This is a genomic window from Aurantibacter sp. (genome assembly GCF_039941195.1).
Lineage (GTDB): Bacteria > Bacteroidota > Bacteroidia > Flavobacteriales > Flavobacteriaceae > Aurantibacter_A.
Genome location: NZ_JBDVFA010000060.1, coordinates 57,713 through 80,152 on the forward strand (window position 1 = coordinate 57,713; position 22,440 = coordinate 80,152).

Here is a 22,440-nt window from a genome sequence, read left to right on the forward strand (position 1 = left end):
TTACGCGCAAGCGCTATTGACATAAATAAATTGATAGTCAGAAGTTGATTTATGAAAAAATATAAAAATTCAGACTTCATTATACCTATATCCGTAATGTTACAGTTATGTATCATTAATGGTATTTTCGCCTATCTTATACCTGAAACCTATTTTGATTTCTCTCGTATACTATATTATAATGCTTCATGGATCGTAATTATTAATGGAGTCCAGTACTACCCTTTCGCTCGTAAAGATCGTTTTTTTACTAAAATTAAAAAGGTATTACAACTATATATCGTTTATGGCCTGGCGTATTTCGCACTTCTAAGTTTTATGGATGAAAAATATGAAACCATACAATATTATATCTTAGTATATGTACTATTATGCCTTGCTTTATTCACCTACAGAGCCTTTTTCTTTTGGTTAAGAAGTAAATATAGATCTGGAGGAGGAAACTCGGTAAAAAGTGTTATTCTAGGCGGTGATGAAAACCTTGATAAAATTCAAAAAGTATTTGATGTACCTGATTTAGGCTATCGATATAGTGGCTTTTTTAGCGACACCTATTCCGATAAAATGGGATATTTAGGAAAGGTAGAAGATAGTTTCCTTTATATTCTGGAAAATGATATTGATGAAATTTATTGTGAGGCATCTAAGTTTAACCCACAAGAATTGAAAAACTTAATAGGATTTGCAGATAATAATCTTATTAAATTCAAAGTCCTATTAGACAACAAAGAAATGTTCTCAAGAGCAATGTCTATAGAGCTATTTGATAACATCCCAGTTCTAAACTTAAGAAATGTACCTTTAGACACAGAATATGCGCGTATTACCAAAAGAACTTTCGACATTTTATTTTCTTCACTGGTAATAATCACAATACTATCTTGGTTAAGCCCATTGTTATTTATACTTATTAAACTAGAATCTAAAGGAAACCTATATTTTAAACAAAAAAGACATGGTTTTAAACGTCAAGTATTTTGGTGTTATAAATTTAGGTCTATGGTCTCTAATAAAAGTTCTGATACAATTATGGCTACAAAAAATGATGCCAGAGTAACAAAGATTGGTAATTTCTTAAGGAAAACTAGTATTGACGAACTACCTCAATTTTTCAATGTATTTAAAGGAGATATGAGCGTAGTAGGCCCTCGACCTCATATGGAATTACATACCGACCACTACGAAACCTCTGTGGATAAATATCTTGTACGACATTTTGTAAAACCTGGTATTACTGGACTTGCTCAAACTAAAGGTTATAGGGGAGAAATAGAAAATAAATACGATATACAGAACCGTGTAAGACTGGATATTTTTTATGTTGAAAAATGGTCTTTATGGTTAGATTTGTCGATAATTTTTGACACAATTGCTAATATTTTTAAAAAGGAAGAAAAAGCATATTGACAGTAAATTCATAACAATACTGAAAGACAAACCATAAAACGTCACGTTTGACGATCTTATTTTGGGCCACCATAATGATTAACTTACTTTACCCATTACTAAACACATAGCATCTTTTTTAAGATTAGATTATTAAAAGAATAAAATGAAAAAAATTAATCTCATTAAGCAATTAAATCTAACGCAGAATTATTTGAGCGCATTACGTGCCATATTTGTTATTGCTACATCGATGGCTATAAGTTCTTGTGGAAATACTAAAGGCGCAACCTATTTTTACGAAACCCCTGACACACAATTTGTTACATCGACCGAAGACTTAGAACCAATAATTCAAGAAAACGACTTATTAAGCATTACGGTTAGTAGTATAAACCCTGAAGCTGCTGAAATGTTTAATGATTCAAACATATCACAAGCACAAACAGCAAATGCCGTAGGAAATGTGGCTAATATCTCTGGGTATTTAGTAGATCAAGATGGTTTTATTAGATTCCCGGTTTTAGGAAAAATAAAGGCATCTGGTAAAACTAAAAAAGCATTAAGAGAAGAGATAACTTCAATTTTAGACGATCGCAAATTACTGCTTGATCCAATTGTAGATATTCGTTATTTAAATTACAAAGTATCTGTTTTAGGAGAGGTTAAAAACCCCACTGTTTTAACTGTTCCAAGCGAAAAAATATCAATTTTTGAGGCACTAGGCTTAGCAGGTGACATCACCATATATGGTGTTAAAGAAAATGTTGTTATTTTAAGAGAAGAAGGTGGTGTTAAAAAATTAGCCAGAGTTGATTTAACGACAGATGACATATTTAGCTCGCCATATTACTACCTAAAATCGAACGACGTTGTATATGTAGCTGCGAATAAAACAAGAATTTCAAGTTCAAGTCAAGCTAATCTTTGGGTACCCGTTATTCTAAGTGCAATTTCACTTGGTATTGTAGCAATAGTAAACTTCAAATAATACTTAAATGGCATCATCTCATAAGAACAGACCACAGGAAGAAGAAAATTTCTTGAGTGAATTATTCTCCAGATTTCTTCCTTTTTGGCCACTATATGTTTTATTAGCCCTTATTGGGCTTTTTAGCGCTTGGACCTATTTAAAGTTTACAACTCCTATTTATGAAGCCTCGGCGACCTTGCTCATAAAAGATGAGAACAAAGGTGTAGACGATGCAAAAATGTTAGAATCAATCGACCCTTTCGATTCTAAAAAAATTGTAGAAAATGAAATAGAAGTATTGCAGTCAAGAACTTTATTGGATAAAGTAGTTACAGAATTGCATTTATATGCTCCTGTAATGGAAGAAAAATCTTTCGGAGAATCGTCTGCATATTCTATTTCTCCTATTTCTATTGAATTAAAAGACCCTAGTGCTATTCCGCTATATTCACCTGATAAACCCGTAAAATATTATTTTACGCATTATCCTGAAAAAAAATCGGTTTTAGTTAACGGAAAAACATACCGTACTGATGAATGGATTACAACATCCAATTTTGGAGAGATTAAATTTAACACTACTAAAAATATAAGTGCAAGTAAAAAAGGCAAACTTTATTACACTCTTTATAATCCTAGGTACATTACTGACTATTTATTGAGCAACCTTTCTGCTGGGGCCACGACTAAACTTTCGACTGTTGTTAAGGTAACTTTTACTGACCCAGACCCCAAGCAAGCAGAAGATATTTTGAATGCACTTATTTATGCATATAATCAAAAAGCAGTTAATGACCGTAATAGGCTCGCCAATAACACCTTAGAATTTATTGAAGAAAGAATGAATAAGGTTAAGGAGGAGCTTGGTAGTCTGGAACAAGAAATACAAGAATTTAGATCCAACAAAGGAGTAATAGACCTTAGTGAACAAGGTAAACTTTACCTTCAAGACATGGGTTCTTATGATAGACAAATGGCATCAGCCCGTCAACAAATTGCTGTACTCGACCAAGTTGAAGATTATATAAAATCAAATAATACTCAAGGTGGAATCGTGCCCTCTAGCCTAGGTGTAAATGACCCTGCATTAACGCAACTACTTAATAAATTATACGACTCTGAGATAAAATATGAAAAACTCAGGAAAACAACAGCTGAAAATAATCCCATTTTAACCTCGGTTTCTAATGAAATAAGAAAAATTAGACCTAGTATTTTAGAAAACGTTCAGAATCAAAAAAGTAATCTAGAGGCTAGTTTAACCAATCTTGGGCAAAGCGCTGGTTCTTCAAGAAGTGCCTTAAAAGCTATTCCAGAAAAAGAAAAGCAACTTCTTGAAATTAGCAGAAGAAAAGCTATTAAAAGTAATCTTTTCTCCTTTTTACAACAAAAAAGGGAAGAAACAGCACTTACCTACGCCCCTAGCAACCAGGAAAGTCAGATTGTAGATTTAGCACAAGCATCTTTTGATCCCGTTAGTCCAAATGGTAAATTAATCTATTTAATAGCCTTAGCCTTTTCTGTTTCACTAGGTTTACTCTATGTTATCGTCAAAGAATTTTTAAATAGAAAAATTCTATTCCGTTCAGAAATTGAAAAATATACTTCAATTCCAATTATTGCTGAAATACCTTATGTTGAAACCAAGGACATGGCAAAAATTGATATTTCAGAAAATTCGAATACTTCAGGCAACAAAGTACAAGGTAAAAAATCAACACGTAAAAAAACGAGACCGCTCAATAGCACTTCTGTTTTAGTAGGACAAGAGCCTTACTTACAAGATTATTTTAGACAACTTGGTGCGTCTTTAGGCTTATACAGTAGAAACTTTAACAAAAAGACCATATTAGCAACTTCAAGCATTTCTGGAGAAGGTAAGAGTTTCATTTGTACAAATCTTGCCAATAGCATCGCTAAATCAGGCAAAAAAGTTGTATTAGTCGATGTTGATTTTATTCGACCAAACACTTCAAAACAGTTTAACCTCTTAAAAAGCAAAGGTATACTTGATTATTTAAGAGGAAACAGTGGCTTAACTGAAATTGTAAATTCAACTTCAATAAACAAGAATTTGAGTGTGGTTTCAGTAGGTATCAGAGATGGAGATGACCACACCAACCTTTTATTAAATGGCAAACTCGATTTACTTTTCGAATTTTTAAAGAACAAGTTCGATTTTGTTATTATGGATGCACCTCCAATAGACCTGGTTGCTGATGTAAACCTCCTAGCGGAATTTTGTGATGAGTCTCTATTAATGGTTAGACACGGTCATACACCAAAGCAAATTGTAAAACATTTTGAACATTCGCATGTTCTAAAAAGATTAAAGGATGTTTCGATAATCTTTAATGGTGTTAAAAAACGAGGCGCTTTAAACAAAGAAATAGGTTATGGATACGGTTATTCAGCTAAACATAGTCATAAATATGAGTATATGCCAGATGAATAAAATAATGCCTTAAAGAGCGAATCAATAAATAATTAAATTATAACATTAAGTTGTAAGTTCAACATTCACGAACCAAATGAGCTTTAAAGAAAATTTAAAAGCATCTATAAAATCACAAGGTTGGCTTACCAAATTACTTCGTAATTACAGGGATGGGTTGCTCTTTACAAAATCTTATAAACGAAGTATTAAAGGGACAAACAATAAATTAAACATTAACAATTCGGCTAGATTTGTTAATAGTAGCATTATAATTAACGGTAACAATAACACTATTAATATTGGAGCAGATTCATTTTTTAAGAATGTTGAAATCTTCATTAGCGGAAATTCAAATAGAATTGACATAGAGAAGCTCGTCTCTTTTAACAAAGGAGGATCACTTTGGGTAGAGGATGAGCATTGTAAAATAACAATTGGTATGGAAAGTACCTTTGAGAATGCTCATATTGCAGCAACGGAATCTAATTCAAAAATTACAATAGGTTCAGATTGTATGTTTGCTTATGACATAGATGTACGTACTGGGGATTCACATGCAATTTTAGACAATAGCACTAAAAAAAGAATTAATGCAGCTCAAAACGTGAATATTGAAGATCATGTTTGGATTGGCGCACACGTTTCGATACTTAAAGGGGCCTATATTGCCTCAAATAGTATTGTTGCTACCAGATCTGTAGTTACCAAAAAATTTGAACAAAGAAATATCCTTTTGGCTGGTATTCCAGCAGTAGCGATAAAAGACAATATCATATGGACAAGGGAACGCATCCCTGATTAGAACAACAGGAACTTGTCAAATAATCGAAAACACATAACCATTAAATACCCGATTAACCTTGTTTGACCCTTTAAAAAATAGATTCATTTCGCCTCTGGTAAATTTCGTCAGAGACAAAATGGGAGGTGGACACGAACGTAGCGTAAAGGCTAAGAAAAACATTGCTGGATCATTAATAATTAAAGTGGTCAGCATTGCTATTAGCCTAATCGTTGTGCCGCTTACACTTAATTATGTTAATCCATCACGTTACGGTGTTTGGTTAACATTGAGCTCTATTGTGGCTTGGTTTAGTTTCTTTGATATTGGTATTACACACGGACTTAGAAATAAATTTGCCGAAGCAAAAGCTAATGGAGACGATGAAAGTGCACAAATTTATGTTAGTACAACATATGGTATTTTAGCCATTGTATTTACCGCAGTTTGGTTAGTTTTTATTTTAATTAACCCTTTTTTAGATTGGTCTTCACTTCTTAAACTTGCACCAGAATACGCAACTGATGTATCTAAATTAGCTTTAATTGTATTTACATATTTCTGTTTGCAATTTGTGCTTCAGACCATAACAACAGTAATTACAGCAGACCAAGAACCCGCAAGAGCCTCATTAATTAATGTAATTGGGCAAGTTATAACGTTAATAGTTATTGTAATACTTGTACAGACTACCGAAGGCTCCCTTGTAAACTTAGGTTTAGCACTATGCGTATCACCTTTAATAGCACTAGTAGGAGCAAATATCTTTTTCTTTAGAGGAAAATACAAAGCCTATCGACCTAAATTATCTAAAATAAAGTTTAGTCATGCAAAAGGCCTTTTTAATCTGGGAGTAATATTTTTCGTAATTCAAATTGCCGGACTAGTTCAATACGAATCTGCAAACATAATTATCTCGAGAAGTTTTGGACCAAGCGATGTAACCTCTTACAACATTGTTTACAAATACTTTAATATTTTAAGTATGGGTTTCATGATATTCTTAACCCCATTCTGGTCTGCATCTACCGAGGCATATTTGAAGAAAGAAATTGATTGGATAAAGAACAGCGTAAAAAAATACAACTACCTTAATCTAGCATTTTTTGCAGCGGGTATCGTTATGCTTTTTGGCTCAGAGACTATTTATAATCTTTGGTTAGGTAAAGACGTTGTGGATATTGACTTTGTTTTATCTTTCTGGGGGTTCGCCTTTTTTATGGTTTCGTTGTATGGTTCCAAATATGTTAGTTTCCTAAATGGCATTAGTGCCTTAAGAATGCAGTTTTGGGCAAGCATATTTAGCCCTATCCTTTACTTAATTTTAGCGTATTTACTAATTGACTATTTTAATATTGGTGTACATGCAATGTTCATTGCAGCAATAATTGCAAACTTTAATGGTTTCATCTTAGCACCCTTACAATATCACATGATTATCAACAAAAAAAAGAAAGGTATTTGGGTAAGATAATGAACAGAAGATTTTACAAATGAATTTGAAAGATTTTAAAGCGAAATTAAAAAATAAAATTTGGCGGAACGTAAAAGCTTACTTCTACGATCAACGCATAGCGGATAGTACTTTAGTGCAAAATATTAATTTATCAACTGCTCAAAACCAAAAAAAGGCTATTGTAAGTTATGTTACGTACAGTCATTTTAATGACTGGGAAAATAACAACATTGGTCGTACCCAGCCATTTGAAATACTTTCTATGGTAAAAGTACTCACAGAATTAAATTATGCAATTGATATTGTTGGTTGCCATGACCTTAAAACTTTAGATTATTTAAAACTTAAAAATTATGACTTGATTTTCGGTTTCGGGGAAACTTTCTATCAATTAACGATGCTTCACCCCAATGCCAAGTCTATTTTATACATGACCGAACATCATCCTAATTTCACAAAAATAGAAGAACAAAAACGGCTTGATTATTTTTACGATAGAAAGAAAAAGAAAGCGAATACGGTTAGAACAGGAAATTTCTATTGGGATCACCACATGAAAAAAAAATATACTCATGTTATTACTATGAGTGAAACCGAACCTTTTAATACAGAATACACAAAACCGTTTAATATTTTTCCTACAGGGATTCTAAACAACAACTTTAAATTGAAGCCTAAAAATCACGATTCAAGCAAGAAACATTTCTTATGGTTTGGATCCTATGGAGCTATACATAAAGGTTTAGATTTATTATTTGATGTATTTCAAAAACATGATGACATAGTGTTGCACGTAGCAGGTTTTTACAAAGACGACAGACAGCTATTAGAATTTCCTAATAAAAAAAATATAATTGATTATGAATATATTGATATTCAATCTAATCAGTTTCTAGAAATTATAGAAACTTGTACCTATTGTATTCTCCCCTCCTGTTCTGAAGGCTTTTCCACAGCTATTACCACCACAATGCGACATGGCCTTATCCCCATCGTAATGGAAAATACCGGGTTTAACAGGTTAAATGAGTTAGCGTTTTTTTTAAACGATTTTAATATTGAATACATAGATAAACAACTCAAGGAGTATTCTACTAAAGACAGCGAATATTTAGCATCTTTAAGTGAAAAAGTCTTTTCTTTTGCTAATTCCAATTTTTCGATTCACGCATTTGAAAGTAAGTTTAATGTTATTTTAAATCAAATACTTAAAAACGATTAGATGATCAATGTTGTTCATTTGCAAACCCACCTACCATCTTCGGGAAATGCAGCTTATAGATTGCATCGCGCTCTAAACCAACATGGCGTACAATCAACCATGCTAACACTTTCTTCTGAAGTTTCTTGGGACAAGAATGTAGAAACCCTTGGTCTGAAAAATGAAATAATTGCTACTATTAATAGTAAATTTCATAGTGCACAAAGTAAAAAAACTGTGCCAGAATATGGATTATTCTCTTATCCTATAATTGGTAATAACATTTCACAACACAACTTAATACAAGATGCTGATGTTATTTATTTTCATTGGACTCTTGCCGGATTTTTAAGCATAAAAAACATGCGACAACTTGCAAAATTAGGCAAGCCAATTATAGTTTTCATGCATGATGTCTGGTATATTACAGGAGGGTGTCATTATAACTTCACTTGTAATAATTATCAAATCGACTGCTCTAATTGTCAGGTTTTTACCGAAAAAAACAAGAATTCATTATCAAAAAAAGGATTTCAAAAAAAGAAAGATTTTTATTCAAATTTTAACAACTTAAGTTTTGCAGCTCCCAGTAGTTGGTTAACTAATATGGCTAAAGAATCAGCCTTAACAAAAAATAAACCAGTTTACCACATACCCAATATAATTGACCATAAAGTTTTCAAACCAATAAATAAATTACAGGCTCGTGAAATTTTAAATCTAAATACAGAAGAAACTATAATTTCATTTGGTGCTGCATCACCAAACAGTCCGTATAAAGGATGGAATTATTTAAAAGATGCTCTAAATATATTAGCATCAAAAGTAGACTCCAAAAAAGTATCCGTACTATTATTTGGAAGCGATTATGACCAAAGAGTAGTTGACGCCGTTCCTTTTAAGGTTAACTTTTTAGGATATATGAAAGATGACAGAGCAACTTCTTTAGTTTATAATGCTGCAGATGTTTTTGTAGCTCCGTCCATGGCAGATAATTTGCCCACCACCGTAATGGAAAGTTTATGTTGTGGAACCCCTGTTGCTGGATTTAATATTGGTGGAATTCCAGACATGATTCATCACAAAAAAAATGGATACCTCGCAGAATATAAAAATTCAACAGATTTAGCCGAAGGTATATTATATTGCTTACAAAACAATATACAAGGATATGCACCTCCGCTATTCGATACATTACCAATAATTAATAGTCATAAGGAACTGCATAAAGAACTGCTTTCAACCAATTCATTAACTTAATATGGAAGAGGAAAGAGAAGTTTTATCTGAAATGTTAGCATCAAGAAATTCGCTAAGAAACCGCCAATTAGTAATTTTATTTTGGGCTGGTTTTTTAATTTATACGCTAGGCTTTTCGCTTTCAGCAGCACCAGAACCTAATTATGTGATTTGTGATCTATTAAGAATCACTGGAATAGGTCTATTTCTTATATCATCACTGCTTGTGGTTGCCTTTAAATTTGAGAGTATCTATTTAGCACTACTGTTTTCGCTCTTAATGTTTTGGCAATTTTTCGTTATACTAAGGGGCTTAGAACTCGATTACGAAGGAGTTAAAAACATCCTTTTTAACCCACTTAATGGTGTATTTCTATACCTCACACCATTAATACTTTTATTACCAAGAAATCCTCAAACCCTTAAATTAATATTTAAAGTTATTATCATTTTAGGATTACTATTTATTGCCGAACTAGCATTAATGCATGCACCAATTATTGATCGTGAAAATATAATGGGTAGAGATATTTTTGAGGTACTTGTTAAAATACTAGCGCTCCCAGCTGGATTCTTAATAATGACATACAATTACCATTCTAAGTCTATTAAATTTATAGCAATTGCTGTCATCTTACTAGCATTAGCTCTGGCCGGCTTTCGGGTCAGGCGTGGTTTAATTTTTATATTAGGCTTAATCTTAATTTTTGCCTTTCTTATCTTTCTATATATAAACAAAAGGCAATCGGTTCTCGTAGTTTTTTCTGTATTTGCAGGACTTTTATGTACCATATTAGGTCTTGGAGCATTTGGAAATAGCGATATTGAATTTGTAAATAGGATAAAAGAGAGATTAGAAGAAGATACTAGAGGTGAAGTTGAACTCTATTACTATGCCGACATGGAAGCCGATGATTGGCTCATGGGTAGAGGCATGAGAGGTATGGTGGCAGCACCCCCTGGTATAGATACTACTGGTGATTATACGGGCTACAGAGAAGGCATTGAGACTGATTACCTTAATATTATTCTAAAAGGTGGAATAATCAGTCTAGGTTTATTATTGCTAATCGCAATTCCTGCAATGATAAAAGGTTTGTTTTTCTCAAACAATTCGCTTTCAAAAGCAGCGGGATTCTGGATATTACTATGGCTGGTATCACTATACCCCTCAACAGTAACAACCTTTAGCATGAATTATATACTGGTTTGGATTGCTATTGGAATATGTTATTCACCTAAATATACTCAATTGAGCGAGGCAACATTAAAAGACTATTTCAAATACGATATTGAACCCGAAGACCAAGATGATTCTTATCACTTAAATTAAAATTTAATTAGATGCCCTCACCTAAAATTTTAATATTAAACCAACCCTTTGTTTCTGATACAGGAGGAGGAATAACACTTAGTAACCTATTTTCTAAATGGGATGCTGACCAAATTGCGGTTGCGAGTTCCGGTTATCTACTAACTGGTGATATTGCTAAAAACAGATGCAGCAACTACTATCAACTGGGTTCAGAAGAAAGAAAATGGATATTTCCACTTAATTTATTCGGACGAACTTATGAAAGTGGTAAAGTAAACCTTTATAACCAATTCAAAGAAGAAGTAACTCCAGAAGAAATTGAAACCAAGTCTAGATCAAATTTTATTGAAAAATATATATCACCTATTTTTCATTATTCTGGTCTTTCACATTTTATTTCTAAAACCCAACTATCCCCAAAATTTTGCTCCTGGCTTTTAGAGATTAATCCAGATGTAATTTATGCTCAAAGTTCATCGCGAGAAGAAATATTATTTTGTATTGCTGTACAAGAGTTTTTAAAAAAACCAATGGTATTTCATAAAATGGACGACTGGCTCACACTTGCCGGAAATAAAACTTTTATGAAAAATTATTGGAGAAAGAAGATAGATGGTGAATTCAAAGACCTATTAAACCATTCTGAACTTGTAATGAGTATAAGTGATTATATGGGTGAGGAATACTTGAGACGATACCATAAAAAGTTTATCACTTTTCATAATCCAATAGACATTGATTTCTGGAAAACTGGGCAGAGAAGTGAATATGAAATCAACCAGAGCCCCACGATTATGTATGCGGGTAGAATTGGTCTTGGTATCGACAATTCATTAATGACAATTGCTAGTGCTATTGATGCTGTAAACGAGCAATTAAATATGTCTATAAACTTTCTAATTCAAGCGCAAGATGCGCCAGACTGGCTTACTGATTATAAATGTACTAAACATCAACATTTTGTATCATATAGTAATCTCCCAAAAGTTTTTGGCTCTGCAGACTTTATGATTTTACCATATGATTTTGATCCAGATGGACTTGCTTTTATTAAATACTCCATGCCCACTAAAGCATCTGAATATATGGCAAGTGGCACTCCGATTATCATTTTTGCCCCGGAAGATACCGCCTTGGTACAATATGCAAAAAAGAATGATTGGGCAGCTGTGGTAACCGAAAACAATACTGAAAAATTGGCCATAGAAATTAAAGATTTAATACAAAATAAGCACTTACGAGAGAAAATTGCCCATACGGCTAGAAATCTAGCAGAAAAGCGCCACAATACCGATATTGTGGCCAATGAGTTTAAAAAATGTATAGAAAGTGTTATTCAAGAGTAATAGTAACACGGCGTTTTAATTCGTTTTGCTGATTTAAGATAAATATATGCATCATATAGTAATAGGTATACCAACTTACAAAAGACCAGAGATGTTGGCGAAATTAATACGCAGCATATACCTATCTATTTTTGATAGTTCAATTATCGGCAAAGTAGACATCTTGGTTGTCGATAATGACATAGATAAAAGTGCTGAAAAAGTTTCGAATGATTTAAGGAAAATCTGTCCGGTAAAATTTAATTTCATATACCACAGTTTTGCCATTAAAGGATTATCGAATGTTAGAAATGAAATTCTCAAGGAATCAATTAAGTTGAATCCTAAGTATATTGTTTTTGTTGACGACGACGAATATGTTACTAAAGACTGGTTAAATGAATTGGTTAAACTAGCAGAAAAGAATGATGCAGATATAGTTCAAGGTCCAAATATACCTGTTTTTGAAAGCAACATAAATGATAGCATTTCGCATCATTTTGATTATTTAGATTTTGATCACGATCAAAAAATATCGGATTTTGAAAGTAATAATGTGCTACTAAAAACCCAATTTATAATAGAAAACAAACTGTCTTTTGATGAACGCTTTAATATTACAGGTGGTGAAGATTCGTATTTCGGAGTTCAAGCCATGGAAAAAAAAGCAAAAAATTATTGGTCAAAAAATGCAGTGGTTTATGAAACCATACCTGATTCTAGAGCCAATTTATCATGGTTAATAAAAAGAACATTCAGAAGCGCTTCAACATATACATACATGTTAAAGCTGCAAAACAACGTTAAACTATTGGTTAAGAAAGTTGGGGTTAGCATGTTTTATTTATTAACAGGATTATTAGCGCTTCCATTTTCGCTTATTCCTTTTAAAAACAGATTTTGGGGCATTTTGGCTATTTCAGATAGTTTAGGTGCTTTATCGGGAATGATAAATTTAAGATACAATGAATATTCATAATTAAAACTAAAATATTTTAGAATTACCACCAATGAGAACTGCACTAATCATAAATATTCCGGCACCTTATCGCTTGCCAATGTATGAGATATTAAACCAACGTTTTGGTGATGATTTCATGGTTATTTTCTGCGCTAATACCGAATCGAATAGAAAATGGAATATTGATGAATTACAATTCAAACATGTTTTTTTAAAAGAAAATGTACGGTTAAAAAAGGACGGCTTTAATTATGTGCATAATAATCCTGAGGTATTTAAAGTTTTAAAAAAATATAAGCCAGATAATGTAATCGCTACGGGGTTCAACCCTACTCATTTATATGGATGGATATATACACTGCTTTATCGTAAAAATTTCATTCCTATGACAGATGGTTGGCTCGGATCTGAAAAAGATTTATCGTGGGTACATACATTAATTCGTAAAATTGTTTTTAAAACATCTTCAACTTATATCGGAGCTAGTAAAAACAGCATGAAACTTTTTGAAGCATATGGTATTGATAAAGACCGTATTTTTCAAAGTGCATTATGCATACATAATTCAAAGTTCGAGAACGATAAAAAATTTACGAATCGGAAGTATCATGTAATGTATTCTGGTCAATTTACAGAACGAAAACTACCCTTATTTTTTGCAGATGTAGTCATAAAATTAGCTGACAAAATTGACGGATTTAAAGTTTTAATCCTAGGCAGTGGACCTTTAAAAGAAGAACTTTTTTCAAAATTGGATGCACATAATATTGATTATGATTTTCCAGGTTTTATTGCTCAAGAGGAGTTACCTAAGTTTTATTCAGAATCAAAAATATTTTTATTCACCACAAGAATGGATCCTTGGGGAGTTGTTGTAAATGAAGCTATGGCTAGTGGAACACCAGTGATAACGACACCTTTTGCCGGTGTTGTTGATGATCTTTTGGTTAACAACCACAATGGTTTTGCAATAGATATTGACACTGATAAATGGGTACAAAAAACTGATGAAATATTAAAGAATGAGGAGAATTGGAAAAGGCTTAGCGAAAATGCAAAAAATAGAGTTCAAGAATTAAATTTCGATAATGCAGCTCAAGGAATTATAGATGCCATAGCCCATATTGAGAATAAAAATTAATTCTAATAATCACAGAACATAAAAGCTAAAGATGCAACCAAAAATACTATTCATTTTACATTTACCACCTCCTGTCCACGGGGCATCGATGGTTAGTAAGCGTTTAAAGAATAGTTCGCTCATTAACTCCAGTTTTAGCGCAAATTACATCAACCTAGCAACTTCTTTTAATCTTGAGGATATAGGCAAACAAAGTAAGGGCAAATTCAGTGCTTTACTTAAAATCCTAAAAAACATTACTAAAGCTTTATCTAAAACAAACTACGACCTTTGCTACATGACCTTAACCTCCGCAGGTCCAGGCTTCTATAAAGACCTATTAGTCGTAATCTTACTCAAACTCTTTAGAAAAAAAATTGTTTTTCACTTTCATAATAAAGGTGTGAAAACGAATAGTAATATCTGGTATAAAAGACTGTGTTACCGGTTTGTATTTCATAACACCAAATGTATTATGCTTTCACCGCTTCTTTACGATGATATCTCCAATTATGTAAAAAGCAATGATGTTTATTATTGTGCAAATGGTATTCCTAAGATAGATATTACAGTTAAAAAAGAAGCAACACCAGCAATTTGCAAATTCCTTTTTTTATCTAATATGATGGAAGCTAAAGGGGTTTACACGCTTTTAGATGCCTGTGAAATTCTAGTCAACAAAAACTTGAAATTCGAATGTAATTTTGTTGGTGATTGGTCTGATATTGATGAAAATAAATTTAGAAACAAAGTACAAACTTTAGGAATAGCCAATAACGTTTTTGCTCACGGTAAAAAATATAATGCTGATAAAAACCCATTTTTGGAGCAAGCTAATGTATTTGTTCACCCAACTCATGAAGATTGTTTTCCTCTTGTTTTACTGGAGGCTATGCAGTACAGTTTGGCAACAATTGCTTCTAATGAAGGTGCAATACGAGAAATTGTGGCGCATAAAGAATCAGGATTTACGATTCAAAAAAAGAATGCCACAGCATTAGCAACTAAAATGGAAGTCTTTATTAAAAACCCTGAATTAGCCACTAAGATGGGTAATGAAGGCAACAGATTATACAAAGAATCATTTACATTCCAAACATTTGAAAAAAGAATAATATCCATTTTAAACGAAATAATTACGGAGACGAAATAGATTTATGAGAATAGCGGTTTTAACAGAAAACATTAATTCACTCGCCAACTGGCAGTTGAGAATATTACAACATATTCTTAGCTCGCCTGAGCTCGAATTTTCTGCGCTTATTATTAACAAAAATCCTAAAATAAACAAGCAACCTGAACTTCAGCTTCCAAGCAGTTTTATAAGTCGGGTTCTATTAAAAACACAGTGGTTTATTGAGAGAAAGTTTTTCTTCAAAAAACCAGAAACGGTTAATATATTAGAGTTAGAATCCGAATTAAAAAATGTTGAAAATTTAGAATTTGACCAAAACAATGTTGAAATAAGTTCAAAAATTATTGAAAAAGTAAGGCAATTAGAAGTAGATTTAATACTCCAGTTTGATACAAATATTGATTCGGAATTACTAGCTCCGCATGCTAAAAATGGCATCTACCTTTTTAAGCATAATGGGGCACATATAAGTTCTGAGAGTCCAATTGGTTTTTGGGAAATCATCAAAAAAGAAGCTACGGTTATTGTTTCACTACAAAATATTACAAGAAACAATCTAAATCTAGTTAACATCGACCAAGCACACTTTAACAAACACTGGTCTTTGGCGAAAACCACAGATATGGTTTTGGAATCTTCTGTTGCCTTATTATTAAAAAACTTAAAATTAAACACCTTTAATAAATTAGAAATTTCGTTCCCACCAATAGAAACTGAAGCAGTTTTAGGGCAGCCCAGTTTTTTACAAATCATCAAATATTCTACAGGTTTTTACCACAAAGTACTTTCTAAGGTTTTCGAACGTATAGCAACAAAATTGTTTAAATGGCGCTATCAATGCTTTACACTACTTATTAGCAAAGGTCAATTTAATGCAACTAAACTATCAACATTAAGACCCATTGATTTGCCTAAAAATGAGTTTTGGGCAGATCCTTTTTTGTTTCAACATAAAAATGAGACATATGTTTTTTTTGAGAATTATCCTTATTCGACAAAAAGAGGAAAAATTTCATGTGGAAAATTAAAGGATGATAAAATTATTGATGTCGTTGACATCTTAGATTTAGATTATCATTTATCATACCCCTTCGTTTTTAAGGAAAATGGAGAAATCTTTCTTATGCCAGAGAGTTCCGAAAATCAAAGGCTAGACATTTATAAATGCCTACAATTCCCTCATACATGGGAATTACATTCGTCAGCTTTTGAAGGCGAACTTGTTGCTGATGCCTTTTTTTATAATGATGAACAAAACATAAAATGGCTATTTCTAAATAAAGGTGCCGAAACAACTGTTCCCTTAGAAAACGAGTTACATATTTATAAAGTAGAATCAGGCGATATGCTTAAAAATTTGACACCACATCATCAAAATCCAGTTTTAATTGACTCGCGAATAGCTAGAAATGGTGGCGCAATTTTCAATTATAACAATGAAGTCTATAGGCCGTCGCAATGTAATGACCAAGGCATTTATGGGCGAGCATTAAATATCAATAAGATAAAAAAATTAAGTCTTGAAGAATATGAAGAAGAAACTATAAAAACTGTTGAGCCAGATTTTTATAAAGGTCTTATGTCTATCCACCACCTTCATCAAACCGATGATAGTTTTGTAATAGATGTTGCTTACGCAAAACATTAGCTTATTTAATTAATTTAAAATGCAAAAAAAACAACATACAGAGTGTTTAGGTTATCAAGTTTTTAATGGGGAATTGGCAAAAGCTTTTTCTTCACAAAAAACACTTGTTAGCACTATCAATCAGTATTCATATTGCATTGCAGAGGAAGATATTGAATTTAAAAAAGCTTTAGAACAAAGCGAAATTTTACTGCCAGACGGTATTGGTATTGTAGTCGCAGCTAGATTGCTTTATGGTAAAAAAATAAAAAAAATAGCCGGAGCAGATCTTCACGAATTTTTATTAAACCAATTAAATAGTAACGGAGGTTCATGCTTTTATTTGGGCTCTTCGGAAAACACTTTATCATTAATTAAAAAACGCCTTTCAAAAGAATACCCAAAACTTAAAACGGGAGTCTATTCTCCTCCTTATAAAGCCGAATTTTCAGAAGAAGATAATTCCGCTATGATTGCAGCTGTAAACGAATTTAAACCTGACATTCTATTCGTTGGCATGACTGCACCAAAACAAGAAAAATGGTCATTTTCTAATAAAAACGAACTTGATACTTCTATAATTTGCTCTATAGGTGCTGTCTTTGATTTTTATGCAGGCACGCTAAAAAGACCACATAAAATATGGGTTAACTTGGGTCTGGAGTGGTTAGGTCGGTTAATAAAAGAACCTAAACGTATGTGGAAACGCTATATCTATTATGGCTTTATTTTCCTTGGATACTTAATTAAAGAGTTGTTTAAAAAAATATTCTAGTAAACAACATCGCTTGCTTATGCCAGGTTCTAAAATAAAGAACGAAAGAAAATATCTGGACTGTCTTATTCAGCATTATTTACCATTCTGAAATTTTCAAATAGTTTGCTGCTTAAAAAAATTTCGAGATATAAAATTCAACTAATACTATTTCTTATTATCTTAAATGCCCATTGAGTAAAATCAATATGGCAAAATCTTTTATATTCAACAAACCAACTAAAAATGAAGAACAACTTAAAACGACTTATTGCTCAAAATAAGGAGGAAGAAAAGGCATATGCTGCAAGGCGGCAGGCTGAAATAGACAACCCTAAAACTGGAGACAAACGACGCGACTTTTTAAAAAAAACTGCGTTAGGTGGTATAGCATTATCCAGTTTTATGGGATATTCGTTTGAGGATACAGTCGCAGAAACTACGGCTAAAGTCAATCGTTCATCCTCACCTTCCGAACTTAAAATTACCGATATGCGTTACGCGCTCACCAAGGTAATGGGAGGCACAGCAATTATCCGAATCGACACCAACCAAGGCATATATGGCTTGGGTGAAGTTAGAGATGCAGCTGATGTTCGTTATGCACTAATGCTAAAAGCTCGTATTTTAGGTCAAAACCCATGTAATGTTGAAAAGATATTTAAAAGCATAAAGCAATTTGGAGGACCTTCACGACAAGCAGGTGGCGTATGCGCTGTTGAAATGGCTTTGTGGGATTTATGTGGAAAAGCTTATAATGTTCCAGCATGGCAATTATTAGGCGGAAGGTATCGCGATAAAATTAGACTTTACGCAGATACTCCTGAGGCTAGTTCTCCAGAAGAACAACAGCGCCTCATAAACTTTAGAGTAAAAGAGCAAGGGTATACTTGGTTAAAAATGGATGTTTCCATTGGAGAGTTAAAAGGCATTCCAGACACCGTAGTAAACGGGAAATTCTGGGAAGACAACAAAGGGAATCTTAACCAATGGGGAGACCAAAGAAATTATATGTCCTATGGTAATACCGCTCATCCATTTACACAAATTCAGATTACAGAAAAAGGACTAGAACATTTACAACAAGTAGTTGAAAATGTTCGAAATATGGTGGGTTATGAAATTCCTATTTCGACTGATCACTATGGACATTTTGACCTCAATAATGGTATTCGCTTAGCGAAAGCATTGGATAAATATCGTTTAGCATGGTTTGAAGATATGATTCCTTGGCAACATACAGAACAATGGCGAACCATTTCTGATGCTATAGAAACACCGACTACAACAGGTGAGGATATTCATTATCTAGAAAATTTCAAACCTTTAATTCATAACCGTTCGGTTGATATTGTACATCCAGACTTAGCATCGTCTGGAGGACTTTTAGAAACAAAACGCATAGCCGATTATGCCGAGGAGTTTGGTATCGCAATGGCCATGCACCAGGCAGGCACACCGGTTTCTTTTATGGCTAATGTGCATTGTGCAGCGGCAACGCAAAACTTTTTAGCATTAGAACATCACTCTGTAGATTTACCATGGTGGGAAGATTTGGTAAAAATGACTGGAAAAGAAAAAATGATTGATAAAGGTTTTTCACCAGTTCCATTGGATTCTCCAGGACTAGGAATTGAACTTAATATGGATGTGATAAAAGCACATATGGACCCAAGAGATAAATCATTCTTCGCTCCTACTGACGAATGGAATGAACTTCGTTCTCATGATAGAACATATAGCTAAGAAACTACAATAACGGATTAAATCTAAATTACAAAAATGAATACTAAAATATTATTAGTAATTGCAGGAATATTAATATCATTCACTGCTCAAACACAAGAGGTTGGAACAAGTCCAGCACATATTAAAGCATTAACATCAGAATGGAAGGGCGAACGATTTGAAGATGGTAGACCAAAAGTTTCAGATGCACTTTTAAAAAGAATGAAAAATATTCAAATAGAAGAAGCTTGGGGATATTTAAGAGGCAAAAATTACCACACACAATACGAAGGTAATTGGAAAGTAATACATCCAGAAGGTGTTATGACTGGTCGTGTTGTTACCGCACAATATATGCCCGAAAGACCAGATTACAAGCAATTAATTAAAATTACTGGAGGTAAAGAAAAAAGAGATACTATCGGTGGCAGCAATTCCTGGCCTATTCAAATATTACAACCCGGCGATGTTTATGTGGCAGACGGTTACGGTAGAATTATTGACGGTACTTTAATTGGCTCTAATTTAGGTAACGCCATTTACGCTAATTCTGGCAATGGAGTAATCTTTGATGGAGGAATCCGCGATTTGGCCGGCCTATTAGATATAGAAGGATTTAATGGCTGGTATAGAGATGAAGATCCTTCGTATTTACAGAATCAAATGCTAACTTCAATTAACGCACCCATAAGAATTGGACGAGCTACTGTATTACCAGGCGACGTTGTATTGGCCAACAGACATGGAACAATTTTCATCCCATCGCATTTAGTTGCAAATTTAGTTATCTCATCGGAGGTAGTAGGTTTGCGCGATATTTTTGGTTTTCAAAGACTTAAAGAAAAAAAATATACTGCAGGTCAAATAGATACCAAATGGACAGACGAAATTAAATCGGATTTTAGAAAATGGCTGAAAAACTATCCAGATAGTAAACTACCCATGACTAGAAAAGAATTAAATGACTACCTAAAAACTCAGAACAATTAAAATTGCGACAACAACTAAAATATAATATGAAAAATATTAATAAGCTATTTCTATTATTTGTTTTTTGTGGCACGCTTGTTTCTGCTCAAAAACCAAATAATAAAGAGATTTTGGAAGTCGAAAAAACTATTGCAACGCTTAGCAAAGCAATGGTTGACCGAGATGGACCAACATTAGAAAAACTAACGATGGAAGAACTTACATATGGTCATTCTTCTGGAAGAATTGAAAATAAGAAACAATATATTGAAGCCGTGGTACATGGTGATTTTGATTTTTTAACTCTAAATAGAAATGAACAAACTATTTTCCTTTCCGGTGAAGACACCGCTGTTGTCCGACATATTTTCGCAACAAACGCTCTTAGTGCAGGCAAACATGTTGATGTTCGAATAGGCAATATGATGGTTTTAAAAAAACATAAAAATCAATGGAAAGTTTTGGCGCGGCAAGCTTATAAACTTTAACTACTGCTCATTTTTAAATTGAAAAAAATTATAGCCTTGTATTCGTTACAAAGGCTATTTTTTTGCTGTCTGGCGACCAACTCGGAACATTTATAGTACCCTGCCCGCCATATATATAACCTATAATTTTAGGCTCCCCTCCTTCATAAGGCACAATTCTTAATAAACAATGTTCGTAAAATGGATGTGAACTTGGGTCTATATCTGCTGGAAATGAAATAAAGGCTATCCATTTTTTATCCGGACTTACATGTGGGAACCAATCATTATATTCATCAAATGTTAATTGGGTTTGTTTCTTTCCATTAGCCTTCATGCGCCAAAGTTGCATTTTGCCAGTTCTTGCGGAATTAAAGAATATATATTTTCCATCCGGACTGTATTCCGAACCATCATCGAGTGTAGTATAATCAGTTAATCTTTCTTCTTTTCCAGAAGCTACATCCACTGTAAAAATATTGTAGGCTCCATCTCGATTTCCTGTAAAAATCATTTTTTTATTATTTGGCGACCAACCATGTAAATAAGAAGCTCCTAAGCCAGATTTAGTTACCTTTTTAGGTAATGAATCACCATCTACTGGCAAATAATAAATTGAAGAATTACCCTCATCATCTTTATTATGATTACTAATACCTAATAATCTACCATCAAAAGATAATACATGATCATTGTTATTATTGATTGCAAAACCCGTATTTAAAGGTGTAATTGCATTAGTAGATATTTCGTAATTATACAAATGACCTTTTGAATTATAGATTAGTTTCTTACCATCAATTGTCCAGTTAGGCGCTTGAATCGAATGGGCAGATTGATATAATATTTTGCGATGACCTGTTTCTACGTTCATAATTTCAAGATTGCTGCCTATAAAATCGCGATAGGGTTGATAGTCCGATGCCACTGGTCTAACAATTCGAACATTCCTATATATAGCACTTTCAACAACATCTGGATTATGCGAACAAACATATATTCCAACATAAACCTCATTATCCATTTCAAAAGAATCCAACTTAACACTTGTAAATTCTTTACCATACTTGGCAGTTGACATAATATAACTATTGCCTCTCCGCTCCAATTGAATTACATCAGGATTTGTTGCTGTGGAAACTAACTCTTCAGTTTCAGCTTCTATCTCTTTTCTGTATTGTAAAGTGGTAAGTCCATCGCCATGTGTTGAAGCGTTAACATGTTTCGAATTTGGATCCAAGCTATTTTTCACAATCCAACCGACTTTTCGATGTGGGTCTACACCGTCACCAACAAATTCAACTTCTGCTCTTAAAATAAAATCGCCCTGAATTGTAGTCCACAAATAATGAAATTCGTCTGAGCCAAACCACATATTTGTACCCGATCCACTTATGGTATAGGTTTGTTCATCTTCAGAAAAAACAACTTTTCCTGAATTTTTACAATCTCCTATATCTGTGTTACGATCAAATATTCCTATTTTATTTTGTGCATGAACTACTGAGAAGCTTGATAAAACATAAAAAAACAATAGCGATTTTAAGAGTTTCATTTTAATTAGAT

At 33.1% G+C, this 22,440-nt stretch carries 18 protein-coding genes; 17 read left to right on the forward strand and 1 reads right to left on the reverse strand.

What is annotated here, in order from left to right:
- Positions 1-51: 51 nt before the first annotated feature.
- The 17 genes from ABJF52_RS09730 to ABJF52_RS09810 all read left to right on the forward strand — a co-directional run bounded on the left by ABJF52_RS09730 (position 52) and on the right by ABJF52_RS09810 (position 20,895).
- Positions 52-1,407 (forward strand): exopolysaccharide biosynthesis polyprenyl glycosylphosphotransferase, encoded by a 1,356-nt coding sequence (locus tag ABJF52_RS09730; protein ID WP_348149502.1) that lies wholly within the window; start codon positions 52-54, stop codon positions 1,405-1,407.
- A gap of 145 nt (positions 1,408-1,552) precedes the next feature.
- Positions 1,553-2,377 carry a polysaccharide biosynthesis/export family protein gene (locus ABJF52_RS09735; RefSeq protein WP_348149504.1) on the forward strand — a complete coding sequence of 275 codons (825 nt, stop codon included), beginning with the start codon at positions 1,553-1,555 and terminating at the stop codon, positions 2,375-2,377.
- A 7-nt stretch (positions 2,378-2,384) separates the two neighbouring features.
- Positions 2,385-4,814: a Wzz/FepE/Etk N-terminal domain-containing protein gene (locus tag ABJF52_RS09740; RefSeq protein ID WP_348149506.1), complete on the forward strand. Its 2,430-nt coding sequence runs from the start codon at positions 2,385-2,387 to the stop codon at positions 4,812-4,814.
- 76 nt (positions 4,815-4,890) lie between these two features.
- Positions 4,891-5,598, forward strand: a complete 708-nt coding sequence (locus ABJF52_RS09745) for an acyltransferase (RefSeq protein ID WP_348149508.1) — start codon at positions 4,891-4,893, stop codon at positions 5,596-5,598.
- A gap of 118 nt (positions 5,599-5,716) precedes the next feature.
- A complete protein-coding gene (locus ABJF52_RS09750; protein ID WP_348149510.1) occupies positions 5,717-7,051 on the forward strand; it encodes an MATE family efflux transporter in 1,335 nt (444 codons plus the stop codon).
- A gap of 19 nt (positions 7,052-7,070) precedes the next feature.
- Entirely contained in the window at positions 7,071-8,255 is a 1,185-nt protein-coding gene (locus ABJF52_RS09755) for a glycosyltransferase (protein ID WP_348149512.1), read from the forward strand.
- Entirely contained in the window at positions 8,256-9,494 is a 1,239-nt protein-coding gene (locus tag ABJF52_RS09760) for a glycosyltransferase (protein ID WP_348149514.1), read from the forward strand.
- A 1-nt stretch (position 9,495) separates the two neighbouring features.
- A complete protein-coding gene (locus tag ABJF52_RS09765) occupies positions 9,496-10,806 on the forward strand; it encodes a hypothetical protein (protein ID WP_348149516.1) in 1,311 nt (436 codons plus the stop codon).
- Between the two features lie 11 nt (positions 10,807-10,817).
- Positions 10,818-12,134 (forward strand): glycosyltransferase, encoded by a 1,317-nt coding sequence (locus ABJF52_RS09770; RefSeq protein ID WP_348149518.1) that lies wholly within the window; start codon positions 10,818-10,820, stop codon positions 12,132-12,134.
- A gap of 46 nt (positions 12,135-12,180) precedes the next feature.
- Complete coding sequence (locus tag ABJF52_RS09775; protein ID WP_348149520.1) at positions 12,181-13,092, forward strand: glycosyltransferase family 2 protein; 912 nt, start codon at positions 12,181-12,183, stop codon at positions 13,090-13,092.
- Between the two features lie 31 nt (positions 13,093-13,123).
- Positions 13,124-14,215 carry a glycosyltransferase family 4 protein gene (locus ABJF52_RS09780; RefSeq protein WP_348149522.1) on the forward strand — a complete coding sequence of 364 codons (1,092 nt, stop codon included), beginning with the start codon at positions 13,124-13,126 and terminating at the stop codon, positions 14,213-14,215.
- 31 nt (positions 14,216-14,246) lie between these two features.
- The gene (locus tag ABJF52_RS09785; protein ID WP_348149524.1) at positions 14,247-15,347 is read left to right on the forward strand and encodes a glycosyltransferase; all 1,101 of its coding nucleotides are present in this window, start codon (positions 14,247-14,249) and stop codon (positions 15,345-15,347) included.
- Between the two features lie 4 nt (positions 15,348-15,351).
- Complete coding sequence (locus tag ABJF52_RS09790) at positions 15,352-16,977, forward strand: hypothetical protein (protein WP_348149526.1); 1,626 nt, start codon at positions 15,352-15,354, stop codon at positions 16,975-16,977.
- Positions 16,978-16,996: 19 nt separating this feature from the next.
- Positions 16,997-17,731, forward strand: coding sequence for a WecB/TagA/CpsF family glycosyltransferase (locus tag ABJF52_RS09795; protein ID WP_348149528.1), 735 nt, complete (start codon positions 16,997-16,999; stop codon positions 17,729-17,731).
- A 225-nt stretch (positions 17,732-17,956) separates the two neighbouring features.
- Positions 17,957-19,456 (forward strand): mandelate racemase/muconate lactonizing enzyme family protein, encoded by a 1,500-nt coding sequence (locus ABJF52_RS09800; protein ID WP_348149530.1) that lies wholly within the window; start codon positions 17,957-17,959, stop codon positions 19,454-19,456.
- Positions 19,457-19,492: 36 nt separating this feature from the next.
- Positions 19,493-20,428, forward strand: coding sequence for an RraA family protein (locus ABJF52_RS09805; protein ID WP_348149532.1), 936 nt, complete (start codon positions 19,493-19,495; stop codon positions 20,426-20,428).
- 26 nt (positions 20,429-20,454) lie between these two features.
- Positions 20,455-20,895: a nuclear transport factor 2 family protein gene (locus ABJF52_RS09810; protein WP_348149534.1), complete on the forward strand. Its 441-nt coding sequence runs from the start codon at positions 20,455-20,457 to the stop codon at positions 20,893-20,895.
- Positions 20,896-20,923: 28 nt separating this feature from the next.
- On the opposite strand, the gene ABJF52_RS09815 is transcribed toward ABJF52_RS09810, so the two are convergent.
- On the reverse strand, positions 20,924-22,429 hold the full coding sequence (locus ABJF52_RS09815; RefSeq protein WP_348149536.1) for a biopolymer transporter TolR: 1,506 nt from the start codon (positions 22,427-22,429) through the stop codon (positions 20,924-20,926).
- Positions 22,430-22,440: the final 11 nt, after the last annotated feature.

Coding starts and splice junctions, on each gene's coding strand:
- ABJF52_RS09730 (WP_348149502.1), top strand. CDS start 52: ATGAAAAAATATAAAAATTCAGACTTCATTATACCTATATCCGTAATG.
- ABJF52_RS09735 (WP_348149504.1), top strand. CDS start 1,553: ATGAAAAAAATTAATCTCATTAAGCAATTAAATCTAACGCAGAATTAT.
- ABJF52_RS09740 (WP_348149506.1), top strand. CDS start 2,385: ATGGCATCATCTCATAAGAACAGACCACAGGAAGAAGAAAATTTCTTG.
- ABJF52_RS09745 (WP_348149508.1), top strand. CDS start 4,891: ATGAGCTTTAAAGAAAATTTAAAAGCATCTATAAAATCACAAGGTTGG.
- ABJF52_RS09750 (WP_348149510.1), top strand. CDS start 5,717: ATGGGAGGTGGACACGAACGTAGCGTAAAGGCTAAGAAAAACATTGCT.
- ABJF52_RS09755 (WP_348149512.1), top strand. CDS start 7,071: ATGAATTTGAAAGATTTTAAAGCGAAATTAAAAAATAAAATTTGGCGG.
- ABJF52_RS09760 (WP_348149514.1), top strand. CDS start 8,256: ATGATCAATGTTGTTCATTTGCAAACCCACCTACCATCTTCGGGAAAT.
- ABJF52_RS09765 (WP_348149516.1), top strand. CDS start 9,496: ATGGAAGAGGAAAGAGAAGTTTTATCTGAAATGTTAGCATCAAGAAAT.
- ABJF52_RS09770 (WP_348149518.1), top strand. CDS start 10,818: ATGCCCTCACCTAAAATTTTAATATTAAACCAACCCTTTGTTTCTGAT.
- ABJF52_RS09775 (WP_348149520.1), top strand. CDS start 12,181: ATGCATCATATAGTAATAGGTATACCAACTTACAAAAGACCAGAGATG.
- ABJF52_RS09780 (WP_348149522.1), top strand. CDS start 13,124: ATGAGAACTGCACTAATCATAAATATTCCGGCACCTTATCGCTTGCCA.
- ABJF52_RS09785 (WP_348149524.1), top strand. CDS start 14,247: ATGCAACCAAAAATACTATTCATTTTACATTTACCACCTCCTGTCCAC.
- ABJF52_RS09790 (WP_348149526.1), top strand. CDS start 15,352: ATGAGAATAGCGGTTTTAACAGAAAACATTAATTCACTCGCCAACTGG.
- ABJF52_RS09795 (WP_348149528.1), top strand. CDS start 16,997: ATGCAAAAAAAACAACATACAGAGTGTTTAGGTTATCAAGTTTTTAAT.
- ABJF52_RS09800 (WP_348149530.1), top strand. CDS start 17,957: ATGAAGAACAACTTAAAACGACTTATTGCTCAAAATAAGGAGGAAGAA.
- ABJF52_RS09805 (WP_348149532.1), top strand. CDS start 19,493: ATGAATACTAAAATATTATTAGTAATTGCAGGAATATTAATATCATTC.
- ABJF52_RS09810 (WP_348149534.1), top strand. CDS start 20,455: ATGAAAAATATTAATAAGCTATTTCTATTATTTGTTTTTTGTGGCACG.
- ABJF52_RS09815 (WP_348149536.1), bottom strand. CDS start 22,429: ATGAAACTCTTAAAATCGCTATTGTTTTTTTATGTTTTATCAAGCTTC.